Genomic DNA, 21,098 nt, shown 5'->3' with positions numbered 1-21,098 from the left:
TCCGCGCCCTGGCCCTCTCAACGCTCAACGCTCAACGCTCAACGCTCAACGCTCCATCTTCCACCGCATTGAAAGCGACCGGATGCCCGACTACCTTCCCTTCGACCCCCATCCCCGCGCGCCGGTGCCGCTGCCGCCGCCGCACGCCTGCGACAGCCAGTTCCACGTGTTCGGCCCGCGCGACCGCTATCCCGTGCGCGCCGGCGCGGCCTACGAGATGCCCACCGCCACGTGGGAGGTCGCGCAGCGGCTGCACGCCACGCTGGGCATCGCGCGCGGCGTGATCGTGCAGGCCACCACCTACGGCGCCGACCATGCGGTGGTGCTGGACGCGCTCGCCGCCCTCAATGCGGGCGGGCCGCGCCGGTACATGGGCTGCGCCAACGCGGCCGTGCTGCTGGAGCGCGACGACGCCTACCTGCAGACGCTGCACGACGCCGGCGTGCGCGGCGCGCGCTTCACGCGCGGCGGCCTCGGCATCCAGTTCACGGCCGACCAGATGGACCGCGCCCTGGCGCGCGTGCGCGAACTCGGCTGGTACGTGAAGGTGCAGCCCGAGCCCTCGGGCATCGCGGCGCAGATGCGCGCCTTCGACGCGCTGCGGGACGTGCAGGTCGTCATGGACCACATGGGCCGCGCCGACCCGGCGCTCGGCGACGCCGACCCGAACCTCGCCGCCGTGCAGGAGCTGCTCGCGCGCGGCAACTACTGGGTGATGCTCTCGCTCTCCGAAAAACTCTCCCACGACGGCCCGCCGTGGAACGACGTGGTCCCGCTCGCGCAGCGGCTGATCGACGCCGCGCCCGGCCGCTGCATCTGGGGCAGCGACTGGCCGCACCCGGTCTCCGTCAAGCAGCCGCCCAACGAAGGGGACCTGCTGGAACTGCTCTACCGCTTCGCGCCCGACGCCGCCGTGCGCGAGCGCATCCTCGTCGCCAACCCGGCGCAGCTCTTCGGATTCGACACGCCATGAAGCTCCTCTCCTTTCTCACGGGCGGCCAGGCGCGCTGGGGCGCGGCCACGGCGGACGGCATCGTCGATCTGGGCCGGCGCCTTCCCGCGTACGGCAGCGTGCTCGCGCTGCTGGAGGGCGGCGAGGCGGCCCTGGCGCAGGCGCGCGAGGCGCTCGCCGGCGCGGCACCCGACCATGCCACGGACAGCGTGGCGCTGCTGCCGCCCATCCCCGCGCCGCGCAAGATCTTCTGCATCGGCGTGAACTACGCGCACCGCAATGCCGAGTACCGCGACGGCAGCGACCTGCCGCGCTACCCGAGCATCTTCCTGCGCGTGCCGGATTCGTTCGTCGGCCACGGCCAGCCGCTGCTGCAGCCGCGCGAGTCGCGGCAGCTCGACTACGAGGGCGAGATCGGCCTGGTGATCGGCCGCGGCGGGCGGCGCATCGCGCGCGAGGACGCGCTCGGCCACATCGCGGGGCTCACGTGCGTGAACGAAGGCACGGTGCGCGACTGGGTGCACCACGCCAAGTTCAACGTCACGCAGGGCAAGAATTTCCACGCCTCGGGCGCGATGGGCCCGTGGATCGCCACGGCCGACGAGTTCCCGCAGGGCTACGGCCGGCTGCGCGTGCGCACGCGTGTCAACGGCGAGCCGCGGCAGGACGACACGACCGAGCACCTGATGTTCGACTTCGCGCAGCTCATCCACTACCTCTCCACCTTCACCACGCTGGAGCCGGGCGACGTGGTCGTGACCGGCACGCCCACGGGCGCGGGCATCCGCTTCGATCCGCCGCGCTTCCTGCAGCCCGGCGACGTGGTCGAGGTGGAGGTGGACGGCGTGGGCGTGCTGCGCAACGCCGTGGAGGCCGAGGCATGAGCGACGCCCCCGCACTCACCCTGTCGCCCGCGCAGCTCGCGGAAGCCGCGCGGCAGCTCGACGAGGCCGAGCGCACGCGCGTGCCCTGCGCGCAGTTCTCGCAGCAGCATCCGGGCATGGGCATCGACGACGCCTACGCGGTCCAGGCCGCGTGGATGCAGCGCAAGCAGGCCCAGGGGCGACGCGTCATCGGCCACAAGATCGGCCTCACGTCCAAGGCAATGCAGCGCGCGGTGAACATCGCGGAGCCCGATTTCGGCACGCTGCTGGACGACATGCTGTTCCGCGACGGCGCGAGCCTGCCGGCCGACCGCTTCCTGCAGCTGCGCATCGAGGCCGAACTCGCCTTCGTGCTCGCGCGGCCGCTCGCAGGCCCGCACTGCACGCTCTACGACGTGCTCGACGCCACGGCCTACGTGACCCCGGCGCTGGAGATCCTGGACGCCCGCATCCAGCGCGTGGACCCGGAGACCGGCCGCACGCGCACCGTGATCGACACCATCTCCGACAACGCGGCCAACGCGGCGCTCGTGCTCGGCGGGCGGCCCTTCAAGCCCGCGCTGCTCGACGCGGACCTGCGGCGCATCGGCGCCATCGTCACGCGCAACGGCGACGTGGAGGAGACCGGGCTCGCGGCGGGCGTGCTGAACCACCCGGCCAACGGCGTGGCCTGGCTCGCCAACCGGCTGCACCGCCACGGCATCGCGCTGCAGGCCGGCGAGGTGGTGCTGGCGGGCTCGTTCATCCGGCCCATCGACGTGGCGCGCGGCGATACCATCGTGGCGGACTACGGCGAATTCGGCACCGTCGCGTGCCATTTCGGCTGAGCCACTTCCTACCTCCTCCACAGCGCCTTCGCCCCCCATGCCCCAGCCCAACCGCTTCAAGCGCGCGCTCGCCGCCGGCCAGCCGCAGATCGGCCTCTGGTCCACCCTGGCCTCGCCCTACGCGGGCGAGCTGCTCGCGGGTTCGGGCTTCGACTGGATGCTGCTGGACACCGAGCATTCGCCCAGCGACGTGCCGCACATGCTGCAGCAACTGCAGGCCGTGGCCGCCGAGCGCGAGGGGCATACGGCCGCGGTCGTGCGGCCCGCGTGGAACGACCCGGTGCTCATCAAGCGCTACCTCGACATCGGCGCGCAGAGCCTGCTGCTGCCCTTCGTGCAGGACGCGGACGAGGCACGCGCCGCCGTGGCCGCGATGCGGTATGCGCCGCGCGGCATCCGCGGCATGGGCGGCTCGGTGCGCGCCACGCGCTTCGGGCGCGACACGCACTACCTCGCGCAGGCCGAGAGCGAGCTGTGCCTGCTCGTGCAGGTGGAGACGGCCGAGGCGCTGGAGCGCATCGAGGCCATCGCCGCGGTCGATGGCGTGGACGGCATCTTCATCGGCCCCGCCGACCTCTCGGCCAGCATGGGGCACGCGGGGCAGCCGCAGCACCCCGAGGTGCGCGCGGCCATCGACGGCGCGATCCGGCGCATCCGCGCCTGCGGCAAGGCGCCCGGCATCCTGATGGCCGACGAGGCCCGCGCGCGCGAATGCCTGGACCTCGGCGCCCTCTTCGTGGCCGTGGCGATCGACATGCTGCTGCTGCGCCAGGGCGCCGACGCCGCGGCCGCACGGTTCCGCGGCGGCGCGGCCACCACCACCCCCTACTGAACCGAGCCGCGGCCTCCCGCCCCGCCGCTTGCCCCCACCGGCGGCAGGGTCGCCCGGCTGATTCAATTGCACACAATTCAATTGACATCAACAATACGCCCCATGCCTTCCCGCACCGCCCCAGCCGCAGCCCCGGTACCCGCCCTCCAGCGGCTGGACAACCAGGTCTGCTTCGCGCTGTATTCGGCGTCGCTGGCGATGACCAAGCTCTACAAGCCGCTGCTCGACGGCATCGGACTCACCTACCCGCAGTACATCGCCATGCTCGCGCTCTGGGAGCGCGACGGCGTCACCGTCTCCGAGCTGGGCGAGCGCCTGTGCCTCGACTCGGGCACGCTCACCCCGCTGCTCAAGCGCATGCAGACCTCCGGGCTCGTGGTCCGCGAGCGCGATGCGCAGGACGAGCGGCGCGTGCGCATCACGCTCACGGCCGAAGGGCGCGCGCTGCGCGGCCGGGCAGAGGCGATCCCGCATTGCGTGCTGGAGCGCAGCCAATGCACCATTCCCGAGCTGCAGGCGCTCACCTCGCAGCTCACCGGGCTGCGCGAGCGGCTCTCACGGTCCCCGGGCTGACGGGCCCGCCCGGCCAGCCCCCTTTCCGATCTTTCCCGTCCACCAACCCAAGGAGTCCACCATGACCACGCTCGAAAAAGTCCTCTACACCGCCCGCGCCCACACCACCGGCGGCCGCGATGGCGCCTCGCGCACCGACGACGGCCGCCTGGATGTGAAGCTGTCCTCCCCCGGCACCAGCGGCACGGGCACGAACCCCGAGCAGCTCTTCGCCGCCGGCTACTCGGCCTGCTTCATCGGCGCCCTGAAGGCCGTCGGCGGCAAGCTGGGCATCGCCGTGCCGCAGGACGTCTCGGTCGACGCCGAAGTCGATCTGGGCCCGATCCCCAACGCCTACGGCATCGCCGCGCGCCTGACGGTGACGCTGCCGGGCCTGGACCGCGAAAAGGCCCAGCAACTGGTGGACGCCGCGCACCAGGTGTGCCCGTACTCCAACGCCACCCGCGGCAACATCGACGTGACGATCACGCTGGCCTGACCTTCCCGGTCCGGCACGCCCCCGGCTGCGCTGCCGCGCGCCCGGGGGCGTTTTGCTTTCTGCGCCGCCGGCCGCGGGCGGGCGCCGGATGCACGGGGGTTCGCGGCCCCACCGTCCGGGCTAGAGGCCTTTCATGCTCCATGCCGCCGGTTCCATTGAATAGTTTGCTATATAAAACATAGCAGCAACCTTCCCCCAGGCACAGCGTGACTTTCGACACGAACGCAGGCGTCCGCCAGGCATCGCACCTTGTGAAGCAGCCCTGGCTGCATGGCAGATAACGGCCCGTTCTCTCCCCTATAAATATCGACATTCCGACACACAACATTTCCCCAGGAGCCCTTCCCTGGCCTTGGCGCCATGCCTATCATCGCGGCCGTTACCACTTGACTCTGCAGCAACCTCCTGGGAACTGCACCCACCACAATGACACGCCGCGTCACCATCCAAACGCCCCTGGGAGAGCAGTTGCAGTTCCGGCAATTGCGGGGCCGCGAGGATCTGAGCCAGCTTTTCTCGTTCGACATCGATCTGCTCTCCGAGAGCCGCGACATCGAACCCAAGGCGTTGCTGGGCAAGAACGCCACGGTCGTGGTGGAGACCGAAGGCGGGGGCAGACGCTACCTCGACGGCATCGTCACCCGCTTCGGCATGCAGGGACAGGACCACCGTTTTTATTCCTACCACCTGCGCCTGCAGCCCTGGCTGTGGATCGCCACCCGCAAGCAGGACTTCCGCATATTTCAATTCAAGAGCGTCCCGCAGATCGTGCAGGAAGTCCTGGCGCCCTACGGCTTCCCCCTGCAGCAGAAGCTCACGCGCAGCTACCGCACCTGGGACTACTGCGTGCAGTACGACGAGAGCGATTTCACCTTCGTCTCGCGGCTGATGGAGCATGAAGGCATCTACTACTACCACCAGCACGCCGCCGGCCAGCACACGCTGACGCTCGCCGACGACATCGTGGCCTCGCACGAGCCGCTGGCGGGGGCGGCGGTGATTCCGTTCTACCCGCCGGAGAAGGCGGCGGCGGCGGACCGGGAGAACATCCACGCGTGGGAGCTGTCCGAGGAGATCAAGTCGGGGCGGTACTACAACGACGACTACGACTTCCGGAAGCCGCGCTCGGACCTGTCGAACATGCGCCAGCAGCCGCCCGGGCACAGCCACGACGCCTACGAGACCTATGAATGGCCGGGCGGCTACGTGCAGCATGGCGACGGCGAGACTTATGCCCGCGTGCGGCTGCAGGAAAACCTGAGCGGGCAAAGCGTCGTGCAGGGCGAATCCCGCCACCGCTCGCTCGCTACGGGCTACACCTTCACTTTGGAGAACTACCCGCGCGGCGACCAGAACCGGCAATATCTCATCACCGGGCTGGCGTACCACTTCAAGGAAAACCCCCGCGTCAGTGCGATCAGCGCCATCGCCGCGAGCACGCCGGGCGCCGAGCAGGAGGAAGGCTCGTTCCAGAAATTCAGCCTCTCCGCCCAGCCCACGAGCCTGCCCTATACCCCGGCCCGGACGACCCCGAAGCCCCGCACCACCGGCCCGCAGACCGCCGTCGTGGTGGGGCCGTCCGGCGAGGAAATCTGGACCGACGAATACGGGCGCATCAAGGTGCAGTTCCACTGGGACCGCCTCGGCGCCATGGACGAGAACTCCAGTTGCTGGGTGCGCGTGTCCACCAGTTGGGCCGGGCCGGGCTTCGGGGCCATCGCCATCCCCCGCATCGGCCACGAGGTGGTCATAGACTTCCTGAACGGCGATCCGGATTACCCCATCGTCACGGGCAGCGTCTACAACGCCGCCAACATGCCGCCGTGGGCGCTGCCGGGCAACGCCACGCAATCCGGTATCAAGACGAAATCCAGCAAGGGCGGTGCGGCAGGCGACGGACTGAAGAGCGGCGCGGGCGATGCGAACGCGCTGCGCTTCGAGGACAAAAGGGGCGCCGAGCAACTATGGCTGCACGCACAGAAGGATCAGCTCACCGAGGTCGAGAACGACGAGGACAAGTGGGTCGGCCAGGACCGGCGCAAAACTATCGACCGGGACGAGACCACCATCGTCCACCGCGACCGGACAGAGACAGTCGATAGGGATGAAAAAATCACGGTCCACAACAATCGCACGGAGCGGGTCGATCACGACGAGAAGATCAGCATCGGCGACAACCGCCGCGAAGACGTCGGCATCGACGAAACCGTCTCCATCGGCAAGAACCGGACAAAAACGATAGGTCGCAATGAGAAGGACAAGATCGGCAAAAACTGGTCGATCAATGTCGGCAGGTTCAAGACCGAAACCATCGGCATCGCCTATCTCCAGAATGTCGGTTTGGCCAAGATGATGAACATTGGTGCGGCCTACAACGTCAATGTCGGGGCGGCCATGATCGTCAACGTGGCATTCACGCAGTCCACCAACGTGCTCCAGAGCCGGTCCGTCACGGTCGGGAAGGACCAGGACACCAAGGTGGGAGACAACTGGAACCAGACCACCGGCAAGACCATCCGCATCCAGGCCGGCGATGCGATCGAACTGGTGTGCGGCGAATCCATCCTGCGGATGGACAAGGACGGGCAGATCTCGATCAACGGCAACAACATCGATGTCGTTGGAGCGACGCATATCGGCTTGGATGCCAAGCGCATCGATGTGAACTGAGCAGCCATGGCGCGCCCGTCCCATGCCCTGCCCTCCCCCCTACGTTCCGCCGCGGTTCCCGAGGTTGCGAACCACACCCAGTGGCCCAGCCAGTATTTCCAGCACGTGGACCCGCTTGGGGACATCTATCACGTCATGGTCAGCCGCACCTCCTATTCCATGCTGGATCTGGAGAAAACCGACAGGGGAATGGTGCCCCGGCTGCTGCCGGCGCAAGAGCAGTCACCGCTATGCGAAGCCGATCAATTCCTGGGCGAGCCCAACGAAACCAGTACCCTGCAGGAAAGTGACTTCGCGCCCTACAAGCCGAAGTGCGACGTGCTGCTGGTGAATGCCACGGCACACTCCCCCACGGGCCAGCCGATGCAGCGCTGGCCCGCGGGCTTCCGCTTCGGCAATGCCATCGAGAAGCGCTTCCACGTCACGGGCCCGCGGCGGTTCGCACGCTCCATCGGAACGCTCGGCACGCTGCAACTGACCGAGCCGGAGCCCGTGAAGCATGTTCCGTTGCGCTACGAGCTGGCGTTCGGCGGTCCGAATGTCATCCGGCAAGAGCAATTGCTGCAGGCCCATGCGGACGGAACAATCGCCGGGCTGACCGACCAGCAGCGCACGCAGGCCCGTGACGCCCATGTCAGGCTGCCGGCGTTTTTTGCGCCCAATCCCATCGGGTGCGGTCGCTTGCCCGATGCCATTCCCGATGCTGGCGCAGCGCTCGACAGGTTCTCCGCTGGTGATCCCGCCCGGGCCACGGCGGATTCCTTGCGCCCCGCTCCGCAAATCGAGGCGTTCGATCACCCCTACGATGGCCAGCGCGACTATCCGGTGATCGGGGTCGGGTCGGTCGGGCGCTGGTGGGCGCCGCGCGTCGGGCTCGCCGGAAAGCACGACGAACGCTGGAAACAGACGCAATGGCCGAAGAGCCCGCGCGATCACGACTACCGATACTGGAACTGCGCGCCCGAAGACCAGCAGATCGACTATCCCCAGGGTGGCGAGGAAATCGTGCTGGTGCATTTCACATCGGCCGCACACCACCCAGGGCCTTACCGCTTTCTCCTGCCGCGCCAGGATCTGCAATTGCTGGTGCGTTTGCATGTCGGGGTGCTGGCGCTCGCCCCCATGAACATCGATACGGTGATCCTCGACATGGGCACCGGCATCCTCAGCATCGTGCGCCGCGCCGTCGTCAGCGGCAAGACAGGCGTGCGGCGGCTGGAACTGGGCACCTGGCCCCCCGGCACGGCCATGGAACTCGATGAGGAAATGATGCAGGCCGCTCGCGCGAAGGCCGCGGAAAGAAACAGCCGTGGCCAGTGAATCCATCACCGCCAAGGACGCCCGTTTCAAGGTCATTTGCATGGCGCCGGACGTGTGCCTGACGCCCGGCAAAAACGGTGTGCCGGTGCCCTATCCCATCGTTCACATGATGGACCAGAGCATGCACTGCTCGCCGAATGTCTTCATCGCCAGCAAGCCTGCCTACCTGCATAACCAGAGCTACGTCGATAACGTCAAAGGCGATGAGGCGGGCGGGGGCAAAGGTGTCGTCAGCCAGACGCACATGAAGATCAGCCACGACATAGACTACAGTAAATCGGTCTTCATCAACGGCCGCGCCATCGTCCGGACCGGCGACAAGATGTGGATGAACTGGACAGAGCCCGGGGGAGGTGCGGCCGGCAAGGCCGGCCCATCCACCGGCCTTGGCAAGGGGATGGACGATCTCGTGGCCAAGTCGCCCACGCTGCAACAGGATCTGGAAAAGCTGCAGCAGGACGGCTGGAAGATCGAGTATGGGAAAGAAGGCGGCGGCAGCTTTGCCAACCAGGGCACGAAGACCATCACGCTCGACGGCAACCTCAAGAACGATCCGACGGCCGCGACACGCGTCCTGTCGCATGAAGTCGGTCACGCGACCTACTCCTACCAGGCCGATTTTTCATCCCGGTCAGCCTACGTGAATGGGCAGTTGGCGGATGAAGGCGCGGCGGCTATGAAGAACATCGAGGTCCAGCGTGAAATCATCAAGAACGGCGGTCCGGACATCGGCATCGCCGGCAACAGCGCGAACCACGGCGCCTACAACGGTGCATTCGACCAGTACGTGAAGGACGGCAACGCCGCTGCGGCGCGCGACAGCATGGGGAAAGTGTTTGGCCAGGGCGAGATCACATCGACCACGAAGCAACCCTATGCGGACTATTACGGTGACTGGTACGACCAGAACATAGCGGGCAAAAAGAAATGAAGGCAACGATGATGCAAACCTTGTGGGCTCTGATCGAAATCCTTGCTGCGCCAGCGGGCGGGCAGGATGCCGCTGCCATCGCGCGCGTATCGGGCATCGAACTGCGCCAGGCCAGCGAGAACGCCTACGTGGTGTTCTTTGAAAGTACGGGGCCGCTGAAGCTGCAGGATGGCGTTGTCGTCGGCGTGGCCGACGTGCGCGAGTTCAAGACACAGAACAAGCCGCCGTTTGTCGTGCTGCGCGAATTGCAGGGCGCATGCGTGGACGTGGCGGCGATCGAGCGCCACCTGGGCCCGGTCAGCCCGCCCACCCCGCCCTCCAATCCGGTGCCCGACGCGCTTGTCACCCGCGAGGTGACCTTCAAGGGGCAGCGCATTTCGCTGGGCTTCAAATGGTCCAAGCCCGATTGCCTGTCGTCTGTCTCGTTCAAGGGCTGACGGACACAGCTCCAATGCCCACCTCCTGCGGACCTGACGCTGCGGATGGTGGATGAATTGATCCAACCTCCATTGCTGTATGGCAACCAGAAAACGCGGGCCGGATGACGACCCGTCCGATGCTGCGCAGCCGCGAGCGGCGCGCATCAAACCCAACAGTTGGTCGTCGCCCGGTCCCATCGGCAACACGACCGGGCTGGTGGTGCCGGAAACGGCTCCCAATCCCCACTTCGCCAGTGCGCCTGCGATCAAGCCGACCGAAACCGAAAAGGGCTGGTGGGCGAGCTGGGGCAGCGATGTACTGCACACCGGGCTGGATGTCGTCGGGCTGGTGCCCGGCTTCGGAGAGGTGGCGGATGGCGCCAACGCCCTGATCTACCTCGCCGAGGGTGACAAGGTGAATGCGGCCATCAGTGCCGCGGCCATGATCCCGGGCCTTGGCGCTGGCGCCACCGCCACCAAGTACGGCAAGAAAGCTGCGGAAATGGGTGCCGAGGCCCTGGGCAAGACGGCGGGGCGCGAGGCGGCCGAAGCGGCGGGTCAAAAAACGGCACGAGAGGCCGAGGAAGCCGCAGCGAAGAAATCTACCGACAACGGCAATCCCCAGGGGGGAAATTCAAAAGGAAACCCAAGGTGCATATTGCGCCCTTACAAGCCCGATACATGCAAAGCTGAAGGCCGCACGGGACATCATGTGGTGCCGGATAGGGTTTTCCGCACGGGCGCACGCGGCAGCTCTCATCCCTTTGGAGTCTCAGAAGACGATGGCCTCGTCATTTGTGTCGATGGCGCAAACCTGAACAGTTCGAAAGAGCACGGAAAAATACACAAAATATATGACCAGGCAGAGCGGGCGCTGGGGAAGGCTGGTAAACCACCCGGGACAGCGCCGCTAGGGTTATTGGAGGCGACTGGCGCGTTGGCTGTGGGAAAGGTCACCGGCTGCAATCCTCTACTTTTGGAAGCACAACTTCGCGCCTATCACGAGCTTAAAGGCTTGGGCCCTGGGACGATTGTCAGAGCCGATCCTTCTGGTAAATTGCCTATCGATTTTTCAAACATTGGCGTTGGAAATACGACTCCAAACCTACCGCGAAAATAAGGTGTTCTGTGTCAAAAGTTCCTGTTTCATTTTTGAAGTGTAAAGTCATCGAGAAAAATTATTATTTCTTTGCTGCAAGACCGGATGACCTCGATGAGGATGCCGAGTTTTCACGAATATTTTTCTACGATGACGAGGATCATGGAAATAAATGGCGACATCTCGATTTGCCGCACATTACGGTGGAGTCTTTGTGTGTAGTAATCACTGCGATAGACGGGCACCGCTGCTATGCCGCCCTATCTAAAGAGGGAAGCGTTTCGTTCATCAGAACCGATAGGCGCTGGCTGGAGAAAGTTGGAGACTCTGGAGTTAAGACCAGGGATGTTCTCCCGATTTACGGGTATCTCAATGCGCTCAAAGAGATTTCCGGAGAACTCTACGCTTGTGGAGGTGGGGGGCAAATCTATCGAAGGAACTCCGGGGAATGGGTTGATATTGCTGGAGATTTGCGAAAAAGCACACCAGATTTAACGCAGCCTATTCCACTCAATCAAATAAAACTCGGAGAAGATATTTCGGACATTGATGGATACGCGAATGACGATATTTACGCTGCGGGAATGGATGGAATCTATCACTACAACGGTGTTTCTTGGACTGCATGCGACAATCCAACCGATGAAATATTGACGAGCGTCTTATGCCTCCCGGGGCGCAAGGTTTTCGCTTGTGGTTTTAATGGAACCATCTTATCCGGTAACGCCAGGCAGGGCTTCAAAGATATCAGTCACTACGATGACAACATGATACTCACGAAGGTCGTAGAGTTTCAGGGCGACCTTTATTTCTCGTCGAACGCCGGCCTGTTTTCTATGAATAAGGGTGAAGCTGGAAGCAGATTACAAAAGATACAAGAGGTGGATGACTGCGAGGATATCTCAGTCCTTGATGACGTTCTCCTTTGCGTTGGTTGGAAGACGATCCAAATTTTTCAATCTGGTCGCTGGAAGCAATTGCTGCATCCTGACAATGATTAATTAGCGTGAGAGCAGGCGGGCGATGGATCGCCCGCTCCATCCTTGCTGGACCAGCGAGGACAGCGTGAGGCGCTCTTCGGGCTGCAAGTGCGTGTATCGCGAAGTCATCTGTGCAAGTTACCTGAGGTTCAGGTGTCGCACTTCAGGTTTGAGACCGCCGATCATATTTTTCGAAAACCGGCCTTTTTGTTTATGCCCTCCCGTTTCGCCCCCTGCCCGACATGCTGCTGCGCAACCTCGGCCGCTACATCCTCCCGTCCGCGACCTGCACCAGGGCCAGGACCAGGGCGCGGACCCCTACTACGTGGGCGTGAAAAGCCTGGGGCTGGACCTGATGCTGCAGTGCATGGACCCCGGCCTGCCCGCTCAGGAGCAACTGTGGGGGGTGCATGCGCTGACCTTCCACGCCCCCTTGTCCCAGCCGGCGAATCCCTGGAAAGGAGAGTGGCCCCAAGGGCTCGACGCCGCCACGGCCACCTCGCGCGACATCATGGCCCTGCTGGCGGAGCAGGACGACGAGGCGGTGCTGGAACTGCCCACGATGGCATGCTTTCTGGTGCCGGGCTTCGATGGGCAGACCTGGGCCGTGCAGTGCGCCTTCGGTGGGCCGGGCAAAACGCTGAAGCCCCTGAGCCTCGTGCGCACCGGGGCTTGGGTGGGTGCCTCCTGGCTTCCTGCGGGCAGCGCCTGGTCGTCCCATCCGGATGGGACCATGCAGTGAGATCGACCGGCCTTCCGCTGCACGCTTGAAGCCTTTCATGCTCCATGCCGCCGTTTTCATTGAATAGTTTGCTATACAAAACATAGCAAACGTGCTGCCACGGACCTGCGCGGTGCCGGGCGGGGGGCGCTGCGCTGCGATTGCGACTTTTTCGCACTCCGCGCACACTCACGCCGGTCAGAGGCAGCATTCGGGGCCATCATCGCGGGTGCCCCGGCGCCCGCCGCCTGCATTGCGCTGCCCCGGCGCCTCCCCTCCGTTCCCGCCCCCTTCGCGCCTTCCACACGCGCCCGCCATGAAGATCGCCCTGCTCTCCGACATCCATGCCAACCGCCAGGCCCTGGACGCCTGCCTGGCGCATGCGCGTGCCCAGGGCGCCGAGCAGTTCGCGCTGCTGGGCGATCTGGTCGGCTACGGCGGCGACCCGGTGCACGCGATGGACTGCGTGATGCAGCTCGCCGCGCAGGGGGCGCCGTGCGTGCTCGGCAACCACGACGCCGCGGCGCTGGACCCGCCCGTCGATTCGCCGCTGCTGGGCGAGCAGAGCGCGCAGTGGACGCACGCCCAACTCGCGCCGCGCCACCTCGAATTCCTCGCGGGGCTGCCGCTCACGCGCCGGCTGGGCGCCTCCGCGCTGCTGGTGCATGCGAGCGTGGACGGCCCCGGGCAATGGCACTACGTGCACGACGCGGGCGCGGCCGAGCGCAGCATGGCGGCCGCGAGCGCCATCGACCCGGCGATCCGCTACGTCTTCTGCGGCCACGTGCACGAGCAGGCGCTCTACTTCCTCACGCCCACGGCCAAGCTCATGCGCTTCGTGCCGCAGCCCGGCGTGCCCGTGCCCGTGCCGCCGCACCGCCAGTGGCTGGCGGTGGTGGGCTCGGTGGGCCAGCCGCGCGACCGCGACGTGCGCGCGATGTATGCGCTCTTCGACGACGGTGCGGCCACGATCACCTTCCACCGCGTGCCCTACGACCATACGGCCGCCGCCACCGCGGTGCGCGCCGCGGGCCTGCCCGCCTTCTTCGCCGACCGGCTCGAAGAAGGGCGCTGACGGCGCGCCCGGGCCGACCACGACCACCCCCGATGAAGCTGCTCTCCCCCGGCACCGCTGTGGACGGATTCCTGGTGCACGAATGCCTGCACGCGGGCGGCATGGCCCATATCTACCGCGTGGCCTGCGCCGATCCCACGCACGACCCGGGCTTTCCGCTCGTGATGAAGGTGCCGCGCATGACCGCGGGCGACGGCGCCGAGAACATCGTGGGCTTCGAGGTGGAGCTGCAGATCCTGCCCGCGCTGCAGGGCCCGCACGCGCCGCGCTTCGTGGCGGCGGGCGACCTCGCGCGGCTGCCCTACCTGGTGATGGAGTACATCGAGGGCGACACGCTGCAGCACCGGCTGGAGGCCGGCGCGCCGCCGGGCGCCGCCGCCATCGCGCGGCTGGGCGCGGCCATGGCGCTGGCCGCGCACAGCCTGCACCAGCAGAACGTCTGCCACCTCGACCTGAAGCCCGCCAACGTACTGCTGCGCCCGGACGGCAGCGCGGTGCTGCTGGATTTCGGGCTCTCGTTCCACGCGCACTACCCCGACCTGCTGGCCGAGGAGATGCGCGAGGCCGTGGGCTCGCCCGCCTGGATCGCGCCCGAGCAGGTGGTGGGCGTGCGCGGCGACCTGCGCAGCGACGTGTTCGCGCTGGGCGTGATGCTTTATGAACTCGCGACCGGCGAGCTGCCCTTCGGCGCGCCGGCCACGCGCGGCGGCCTGCGCCAGCGCCTCTGGATGACGCCGCGCCCGCCGCGCCAGCACCGCGCGGGCGTGCCGCCCTGGCTGCAGGAGGTGATCCTGCGCTGCCTGGAGCCCGAGGCCGCGCAGCGCTACCCCTCGGCCGCGCACCTGGCCTTCGACCTCGCCAACCCCGGGCAGGTGCCGCTCACCGAGCGCGCGCACCGGCTGCGCGGGCCGGGCGTGCGCGCACACCTGCGCCGCTGGCTGCGAGCGGCGGGCATGCACTACCAGCCGAGCCCGCTGCCCGCGCGGCTCATCGAGGCCGCGCCCATCCTCATGGTGGCGCTGCCCGGGGAGGATGCGAGCGACGCCACGCTGCAGTCGCTGCGCGAGGCCGCCACGCGTTCGCTGGGTATCCGGCCTGGCGCGCGGCTGGCCTGCGTGACCGTGGTCTCGCCCTCGGACAGCAGCGCCACCGACCCCGACCGCAGCGAGACCACGCTGCACCGCCGCCACCTGGTGCGGCTGCGCCAGTGGGCGGCGGGGCTCGACCTGCGCAGCCACGGCGCGAGCTTCCACGTGCTCGAAGCGAGCGACGTGGCCCAGGCGCTGGTGCGCTACGCGGCGGGCAACCGGGTGGGCGTGATGATCCTGGGCGCGGCCACGCACGGCACGACGCTGCAGCGCTTCGTCGACACGATCCCGCTGCGCGTGGTGCGCGACGCGCCCTGCACGGTCATCCTCGTGAAGCCGCCGCAGGTCCCGGCGCCGGCGCCCCCCGGCGACAATGCCGGCCATGCCCTCCCCCACAGCGCCTGACGGCGACGCTCCGCCCCACCCCTACGCCCCGCTCACGCCCGACCTCGTGCTGGACGCGCTCGCGGCCATCGGCCTGCACGGCGACGGCCGCCTGATGGCCCTGGGCTCCTACGAGAACCGCGTGTACCAGGCCCATCTGGAAGACGGCGCGCGCGTGGTGGCCAAGTTCTACCGGCCGGGCCGCTGGAGCGATGCGCAGATCCTCGAGGAGCACGCCTTCTCCGCCGAACTGGCCGCGGCCGAGGTGCCCGTGGTGGCGCCGCTCGTGGTGGACGGCCGCACGCTGCACGCGCACGCGGGCTTCGCGTTCTCGGTCAGCCCCTGGCGCGGCGGGCGCACGCCCGACCTGGACGATTTCGAGACGCTGGAGTGGATCGGCCGCTTCCTCGCGCGCATCCACACCGTGGGCGCCGCGCAGCCGTTCGTGCACCGCCCCGCGCTGGACGTGCGCAGCTTCGCCGCCGAGCCGCGCGATGCGCTGCGCACCACCCGGGCGATCCCGCTGGACCAGGAATCCGCCTGGCTCGCAGCCTGCGAGGACGCTATTGAATTAATAGCAGAAAAGCTAATGGAATCGGCGGCATCGGGCACTTCCGGCACATACAGGCCGGCCACGCTGCGCCTGCACGGCGACTGCCACCCCGGCAACGTGCTGTGGACGCCCGCCGACCTGCCCGGCGGCGGACCGCACTTCGTGGACCTGGACGACGCGCGCACGGGCCCGGCCGTGCAGGACCTGTGGATGCTGCTGTCGGGCGACCGCCGCCAGCGCACGCAGCAGCTCTCGGCGCTGCTGGACGGCTACGAGCAGTTCCGCGACTTCGACCGGCGCGAGCTGGCGCTGATCGAGCCGCTGCGCACGCTGCGGCTCATCCATTACAGCGCCTGGCTGGCGCGGCGCTGGAGCGACCCGATCTTCCCGATCAACTTCCCGTGGTTCGGCAGCAGCGACTATTGGCGCGGCCAGGTGGACATGCTGCGCGAGCAGATCGAGGCCATGCAGGAAGAGCCGCTGGCCGCCTGAGGAAGTGTGCGCGGCAACCCACAGACGCGCCGACCGAACGCAAACAATTGTGAAATTCCATGCAGGGCGCGAACGCGGCGTTAGCTTCTTGCGCGCTGCGCTTTCCTGAACGGACGGCAGGCATTCCCTCGTTTTCCCAACCGGCCTCGCCATGCGCATCGCAGTCCTCGACGACGATTTCATCCTGCTCGAACTCATCCAGGCCGCCGCCGCGAAGGCCGGCCACGCCTGCCACCTCTTCCAGGAAGGACGCGACCTGCTGAAGGCGCTGCGCTCGGAGACCTACGACCTGCTGGTGGTGGACTGGCACCTGCCCGATATGGAGGGCATCGAGGTGATCCGCGCCGTGCGCGCGGGGCCCGTGCCGGCGCTGCCGATCCTGTTCGTGACGCGGCGCAACGCCGAGCAGGACCTGGTGGCCGCGCTGGAGAGCGGCGCGGACGACTTCATGACCAAGCCCCTGCGCATGGGCGAATTCATGGCGCGCTGCGGCGCGTTGCTGCGCCGCGCCTACCCGCAGGCGGTGTCGGGCGCGCTCGCGTTCGGCCGCTACCGCTTCGACCCGGAGCAGCGCAGCCTGCAGGTGGCCGGCGAAACGGTCGGGCTGAAGAACAAGGAGTACGAGCTGGCGCTCTTCCTGTTCCAGAACGCAGGCCGGCTGCTCTCGCGCGAGCACCTGCGCGAGGTGGTGTGGGGCGACATCCACGACGCGCCCTCGCGCTCGCTGGACACCCACATCTCGCGGCTGCGCGCCAAGCTGGCGCTGGCGCCGGACCACGGCTACGTGATCAATGCGGTCTACGGGGTGGGTTACCGGCTGGAGGCTGTGGCGCCCCCCTGAGTCGCCTGCGGCGCATTCCCCCCTTGAAGGCGGGACGCCGCCGTGGCCTGCTCCGCGGCCATTCGACGGGACCGGTCGCGCGGGAGCGAGGGCAGCGGGCCGTCAGCAGAATGTGGCACCCAGGGACCTGGCGGCCCCTGGTTCACTTCACTTCACATCACCGTCCGCGCCGCGAGCCCGGCGTGGACTGGCGCAGCGCCAGCAAGCCGAGCAGGCACGACAGCACGATCAGGCCCCACTGCGACAGCGTCGGGATCGCCGAGAGCTGGTCCGGCGGGGGCTGCACGGTGGTCGTCTTGGACGCGCTGTTGTTGCCGGGGTTGGTGTCTCCCGGCGCGTCCAGCGTGGCCGTGTTCACGAGCGGACGGGCGCCGTTGTAGGGCGAGTCGAGCCGGGCCTTGAAGCGGAAGTCGCGGCTGGCGCCGGACAGCAGTTCGCCGACCGTGCAGTTCACCGCGCCGCCCGCGAACGTGCAATCGGTGGACGAGACGAACGACAGCCCCGCGGGCAGCGTGTCCAGGGCCTGCGCGCCCTGGCTCGTGAGCGGGCCGAGGTTGCGCACGGTGAGCACGTAGTCCACGTCCGCGCCGGGCGCGAGCGGGCCGTCCGGGCCGTTCTTCGTGATCGACAGGTCGGTGGCGATCGGGTCGCGCTTGGTCGATGTCTGGTCGTAGGTGGTGTTGTTCACCAGCACGTCCTGCCCGCCGCGCAGGAATTCCGTCTCGCGCACCGTCACCACGGCCTTGTGGAACACGGTGCCGGATTCGGCGCCCGCCGGCAGGCTCAGGGCCTTCATGCGGAACGTGATGGTGGCGATCTCGTCCTTGGCGAGCCCGGGGAAGGTGCAGACCACGCTGCCCGCCGTCGCGCCCACGGCAGGCTGCGTGCAGGTGCCGTTCTGGTCCACCGTCAGGTTGCCGGTGTAGCCGAAGGTGGCCGACGTGGCGCCGTTGGTGGGGTGCGTGACCGGGAAGGTGTCGGTCATCACCACGTTCGTGCCGAACGACGGGCCCGAGTTCTTCACCGTGATGGTGTAGGTGGTCTCGGTGCCGAGCGCGATGGCATCGGCGCTGTGCGCCATCGACACCAGCACGTCCAGCTCGGGCTGCGTCAGCTCGACCTGCGCCTGCGCCTTGTTGTTGGACTGGTTGGGCTCGTCGGTCGCGGTGCCGATCTCCACCTCGTTGTTCAGCATCTGGCCGGCCGTCCACGCGGTGGTCGGGCGCAGGCGGTAGGTGACCTCGTACTGGCCGCCATTGGCCAGCAGGAGGCTCGCGCCCGTGGTGCCCCAGCGGCAGTTGAGCGTGCCGCCGTTGCCCACGGGGTCGCAGGTGCCGCCGCCCGTGGCGGTGGGCGTGCCGATCAGCACCGTGCCGGCCGGCAGCGTGTCGCGCAGCCAGACGTTCTCGGCCGACGACGGGCCGTCGTTGCGCGCGCGCACCGTGTAGGTGATGGGTTCGCCGGAGATGGCGCGCGGCGTGGGCGACACGGTCTTGGAGGCGACCAGGTCCACGCGCGCCGTGACTTCGCTCTGCACGGGCGAGGTGTTGTTGCCCAGCACCGGGTCCACCACGTCCGCGGAGAACGCGGTGGCGGTGTTGGTGCGCTGGCCCGTGGTGGCCACCGTCGGCCGCACGGCCACGGTCACCGTGGCGCTGGCGCCGCTCGCGAGCGTGCCGAGCTGGCACACCAGCGTGGCCGAGGTGCCGGCCGTCGCGCCCGAGGGGGTGCAGGAGCCGGCCGTGGTGTTCACCGACGCCAGGCCCGGCGCGCCGGTCTTCGACACGAGGCTGCCCAGCGCATCGCGCAGGCTCACGTTGGTGGCGGTGCTCGGGCCCAGGTTGGTCACCACCATGGTGTAGGTGAGCAGTTCGCCGGCCGGCACGGAGGGCTGGTCCACCGTCTTCACCACGCGCACGTCGGCGGAGACTTCGCTGCCCGGCGTCTGGCTGGAGGCGCCCACGCCGATGCCCTGGCAGTTGATGCCGTGGGCGGAGTCGTTCAGCCACGGGTCCACGCGCGTGCCGCCGCTGGCAGGGTTGAAGTTCACGCAGGCGTTGTTGGTGACCGAGCCCGCGGTGGTGCGCACGGCATCCACCACGATGTCGGGGGCATTGGCGTTCACCGCCAGGCCCGCGCTGCGCTCGCAGCTGAAGGTGCCGGGGCCCACGATCGGCAGCGCGCTGCAGCTCCAGCCGGCGCCCGTGCCCGCATTCATCGCGGTGAGCGTCACGCCCGCAGGCACCGAGTCGGCCACCACCATGCTGGGGTGCTGCGGCGTGGCGACCGAGGTCGCCGGCACGGCCAGCGGCCCGAGGTTGCGCACGCGCAGCCGGTACTGGTAGGTCTGGCCGATCGCCACCGCCACGCCCTGACCGTTCTGGTAGTTGGACGCCGTCTTGGTGATCTGCAGGTCGGCCACGTTGGTGGCGGTGATGAAGACGTCGGGCGTGGTGTCGTTGTTGGTGTTCGGGTCCGTGCGGCCCGTGAGCGCCACCGTGGCGCTGTTGGCCAGCGTGCCGATCTGCTGCACCTGCGCCCGCACGGTGATCACCGGCAGGTTGGTGTAGTTGGCGGCATTGGCGGCGGGCAGGTCGCACGTGATCGCCTGGCCCGCGGCGCTGCAGGTCCAGCCAGAGCCCGCGGCGGAGACGAACGACAGCCCCGTGCCCAGCGTGTCCACCACGCGCACCGGCACGCCGTCGAGCGGCGTGCCGCCGTTCATGCGGGGCGTGAGCGTGTAGGCCACTTCATCGCCGATGGCGTAGGTGGTGCCGCCGCTCACCGCCTTGGCGAGGGAGACATCGGACGCCGTGCCGGCCACGTTGACCTCGGCCGTGTCGGTGTTGTTGTTCAACTGGCCGTCGGGCATCTCGGCGGAGCCGTCCTTGTAGCCCTTGACCGAGAACGAGGTGGTGATGGAGCCCTGCACGTTGGGCGCGGCTTCCACGCGCAGCTGCGGCAGCGTGCCTCCGCTGGCGAGCGCGCCGAAACGCGTGCAGGTCACCACCGTGGCGGGCGCCGGCGCGCCGGGCGAGACCAGCGGCGAGGCGTTGGAGGCCGTGGGCGAGCAGGTCCAGCCGTTGGTGCCGCCCGCGCGCGTCACCGCGGCGCCGGAGGGCACGCTGAAGGACACCTGCACCCGGCCGGCGGCCGGGATGTCGATGGGGCCGAGGTTGCCCACGTCCACCAGGTAGGCATACGGCTGCCCGGGAGCGATGGGGCTGCCGGGCGGCGCGAGCGGGTCGGTCGCCACCGACAGCGACAGGTCCGCCGCTTCGGTGGTGGTGATGCGGCGGTCCAGCGCGTCGTTGCTGGGATCGGAGTCGGTCTCGTTGCGCGTGACGCGCGCGGTGTTGATCCAGTTGGTGGAGACCGACGGCAGCACCAGTTCGAAATCCACCGTCTTGATGGCGTTCACGGCCAGCGTGCCGAGATCGCACTGCACGGTGCGGTTGGCGTTCGTGATGGCCGTGCCCGGCGCGATGGCGGGCAGGCAGGAGGCGCCTGCCGGGCTGGTGGTCACCGAACGGAACACCGCGCCCACGGGCAGCGTGTCGGTCAGCCGCACGCCCGTGGCGGCGCTGCCGGTGTTGTGCCGCACCTTGACCACGTAATGGAAGGTACCGCCCGCCGGGCCCGAGGCCGATGCCGGGACCGCGTCCTGGTTGACGAGCACATCCGTGGTCTGGGCGAATGCCGCGCCGCCGGCCGCCAGGCCTGCCGCGAACAACGCGTGGCGGACGCCGCGCACCGCTGCCGCGGAGAGCGCACGGCTGCCGCCGGGCGGCGCGGATGCGCCGGCCCATCGGGCCAAAGTGAGAAACATACCGGTCTCCTGGATTGAAAACGATCGGGAACCGGCCACGCCGCAACGGCACGTCGGCACCTGCGCGGTGCGCTTGGGAATCGATGCGGGCCCAGACGCCTGTCTCCGGCAGCTGGGCAGTGGCTGGAGAGTTGGCGAAATCTATTGGAT

18 protein-coding genes and 1 pseudogene are annotated in these 21,098 nt (G+C 67.9%); 17 read left to right on the top strand and 2 right to left on the bottom strand.

What is annotated here, in order from left to right; translation table 11 throughout:
* The first annotated feature begins 82 nt into the window (after positions 1 to 82).
* The 12 genes from BM144_RS11535 (at position 83) to BM144_RS22725 (ending at position 11,986) form a co-directional block, all read left to right on the top strand.
* Positions 83 to 973: an amidohydrolase family protein gene (locus BM144_RS11535; protein WP_092952303.1), complete on the top strand. Its 891-nt coding sequence runs from the start codon at positions 83 to 85 to the stop codon at positions 971 to 973.
* The gene (locus BM144_RS11530) at positions 970 to 1,836 is read left to right on the top strand and encodes a fumarylacetoacetate hydrolase family protein (RefSeq protein WP_092952301.1); all 867 of its coding nucleotides are present in this window, start codon (positions 970 to 972) and stop codon (positions 1,834 to 1,836) included. Before BM144_RS11535 ends, BM144_RS11530 begins: the two co-directional genes overlap by 4 nt.
* On the top strand, positions 1,833 to 2,663 hold the full coding sequence (gene hpaH, locus BM144_RS11525) for a 2-oxo-hept-4-ene-1,7-dioate hydratase (RefSeq protein ID WP_092952299.1): 831 nt from the start codon (positions 1,833 to 1,835) through the stop codon (positions 2,661 to 2,663). The genes BM144_RS11530 and hpaH overlap by 4 nt, the downstream gene beginning before the upstream one ends.
* Before the next feature lie 37 nt (positions 2,664 to 2,700).
* Entirely contained in the window at positions 2,701 to 3,495 is a 795-nt protein-coding gene (locus tag BM144_RS11520; RefSeq protein ID WP_092952297.1) for an aldolase/citrate lyase family protein, read from the top strand.
* 102 nt (positions 3,496 to 3,597) lie between these two features.
* On the top strand, positions 3,598 to 4,068 hold the full coding sequence (locus BM144_RS11515) for a MarR family winged helix-turn-helix transcriptional regulator (protein ID WP_092952295.1): 471 nt from the start codon (positions 3,598 to 3,600) through the stop codon (positions 4,066 to 4,068).
* A 61-nt stretch (positions 4,069 to 4,129) separates the two neighbouring features.
* A complete protein-coding gene (locus BM144_RS11510) occupies positions 4,130 to 4,546 on the top strand; it encodes an organic hydroperoxide resistance protein (protein WP_092952293.1) in 417 nt (138 codons plus the stop codon).
* 426 nt (positions 4,547 to 4,972) lie between these two features.
* Positions 4,973 to 7,216, top strand: coding sequence for a type VI secretion system Vgr family protein (locus BM144_RS11505; protein WP_092952291.1), 2,244 nt, complete (start codon positions 4,973 to 4,975; stop codon positions 7,214 to 7,216).
* A 6-nt stretch (positions 7,217 to 7,222) separates the two neighbouring features.
* Positions 7,223 to 8,536, top strand: coding sequence for a DUF2169 family type VI secretion system accessory protein (locus BM144_RS11500; protein ID WP_092952289.1), 1,314 nt, complete (start codon positions 7,223 to 7,225; stop codon positions 8,534 to 8,536).
* Positions 8,526 to 9,467, top strand: a complete 942-nt coding sequence (locus tag BM144_RS23725; RefSeq protein ID WP_353615076.1) for a DUF4150 domain-containing protein — start codon at positions 8,526 to 8,528, stop codon at positions 9,465 to 9,467. Before BM144_RS11500 ends, BM144_RS23725 begins: the two co-directional genes overlap by 11 nt.
* An 11-nt stretch (positions 9,468 to 9,478) precedes the next feature.
* Positions 9,479 to 9,904 carry a hypothetical protein gene (locus BM144_RS11490; RefSeq protein WP_139225696.1) on the top strand — a complete coding sequence of 142 codons (426 nt, stop codon included), beginning with the start codon at positions 9,479 to 9,481 and terminating at the stop codon, positions 9,902 to 9,904.
* 79 nt (positions 9,905 to 9,983) lie between these two features.
* Positions 9,984 to 11,006, top strand: a complete 1,023-nt coding sequence (locus BM144_RS23130; RefSeq protein WP_175525996.1) for a hypothetical protein — start codon at positions 9,984 to 9,986, stop codon at positions 11,004 to 11,006.
* A gap of 8 nt (positions 11,007 to 11,014) precedes the next feature.
* The gene (locus BM144_RS22725; protein ID WP_139225695.1) at positions 11,015 to 11,986 is read left to right on the top strand and encodes a beta propeller repeat protein; all 972 of its coding nucleotides are present in this window, start codon (positions 11,015 to 11,017) and stop codon (positions 11,984 to 11,986) included.
* A 3-nt stretch (positions 11,987 to 11,989) separates the two neighbouring features.
* On the opposite strand, the pseudogene BM144_RS22720 reads toward BM144_RS22725, so the two are convergent.
* A pseudogene (locus tag BM144_RS22720) lies at positions 11,990 to 12,094 on the bottom strand (helix-turn-helix domain-containing protein); the annotation flags it as partial.
* A 196-nt stretch (positions 12,095 to 12,290) separates the two neighbouring features.
* Between BM144_RS22720 and BM144_RS11480 the strand changes: the two are divergent.
* From BM144_RS11480 to BM144_RS11460, 5 genes are all read left to right on the top strand, one after another.
* A complete protein-coding gene (locus BM144_RS11480; protein ID WP_245783630.1) occupies positions 12,291 to 12,707 on the top strand; it encodes a hypothetical protein in 417 nt (138 codons plus the stop codon).
* 295 nt (positions 12,708 to 13,002) lie between these two features.
* Positions 13,003 to 13,761: a metallophosphoesterase family protein gene (locus BM144_RS11475; protein ID WP_092952285.1), complete on the top strand. Its 759-nt coding sequence runs from the start codon at positions 13,003 to 13,005 to the stop codon at positions 13,759 to 13,761.
* Positions 13,762 to 13,793: 32 nt separating this feature from the next.
* The gene (locus BM144_RS11470; protein WP_092952283.1) at positions 13,794 to 15,254 is read left to right on the top strand and encodes a serine/threonine protein kinase; all 1,461 of its coding nucleotides are present in this window, start codon (positions 13,794 to 13,796) and stop codon (positions 15,252 to 15,254) included.
* Positions 15,223 to 16,278 carry a serine/threonine protein kinase gene (locus tag BM144_RS11465; RefSeq protein ID WP_092952281.1) on the top strand — a complete coding sequence of 352 codons (1,056 nt, stop codon included), beginning with the start codon at positions 15,223 to 15,225 and terminating at the stop codon, positions 16,276 to 16,278. The genes BM144_RS11470 and BM144_RS11465 overlap by 32 nt, the downstream gene beginning before the upstream one ends.
* Before the next feature lie 151 nt (positions 16,279 to 16,429).
* Positions 16,430 to 17,119: a response regulator transcription factor gene (locus BM144_RS11460; protein ID WP_092952279.1), complete on the top strand. Its 690-nt coding sequence runs from the start codon at positions 16,430 to 16,432 to the stop codon at positions 17,117 to 17,119.
* A 157-nt stretch (positions 17,120 to 17,276) separates the two neighbouring features.
* On the opposite strand, the gene BM144_RS11455 is transcribed toward BM144_RS11460, so the two are convergent.
* Entirely contained in the window at positions 17,277 to 20,948 is a 3,672-nt protein-coding gene (locus BM144_RS11455; RefSeq protein ID WP_092952277.1) for an IPTL-CTERM sorting domain-containing protein, read from the bottom strand.
* Between the last annotated feature and the right edge of the window lie 150 nt (positions 20,949 to 21,098).

The organism is Paracidovorax konjaci, assembly GCF_900112675.1.
In the GTDB taxonomy this organism is placed as follows: domain Bacteria; phylum Pseudomonadota; class Gammaproteobacteria; order Burkholderiales; family Burkholderiaceae_C; genus Paracidovorax; species Paracidovorax konjaci.
The sequence above is the reverse complement of the archived record's forward strand: the minus strand, read 5'-3'. Positions and strand labels throughout refer to the sequence as shown.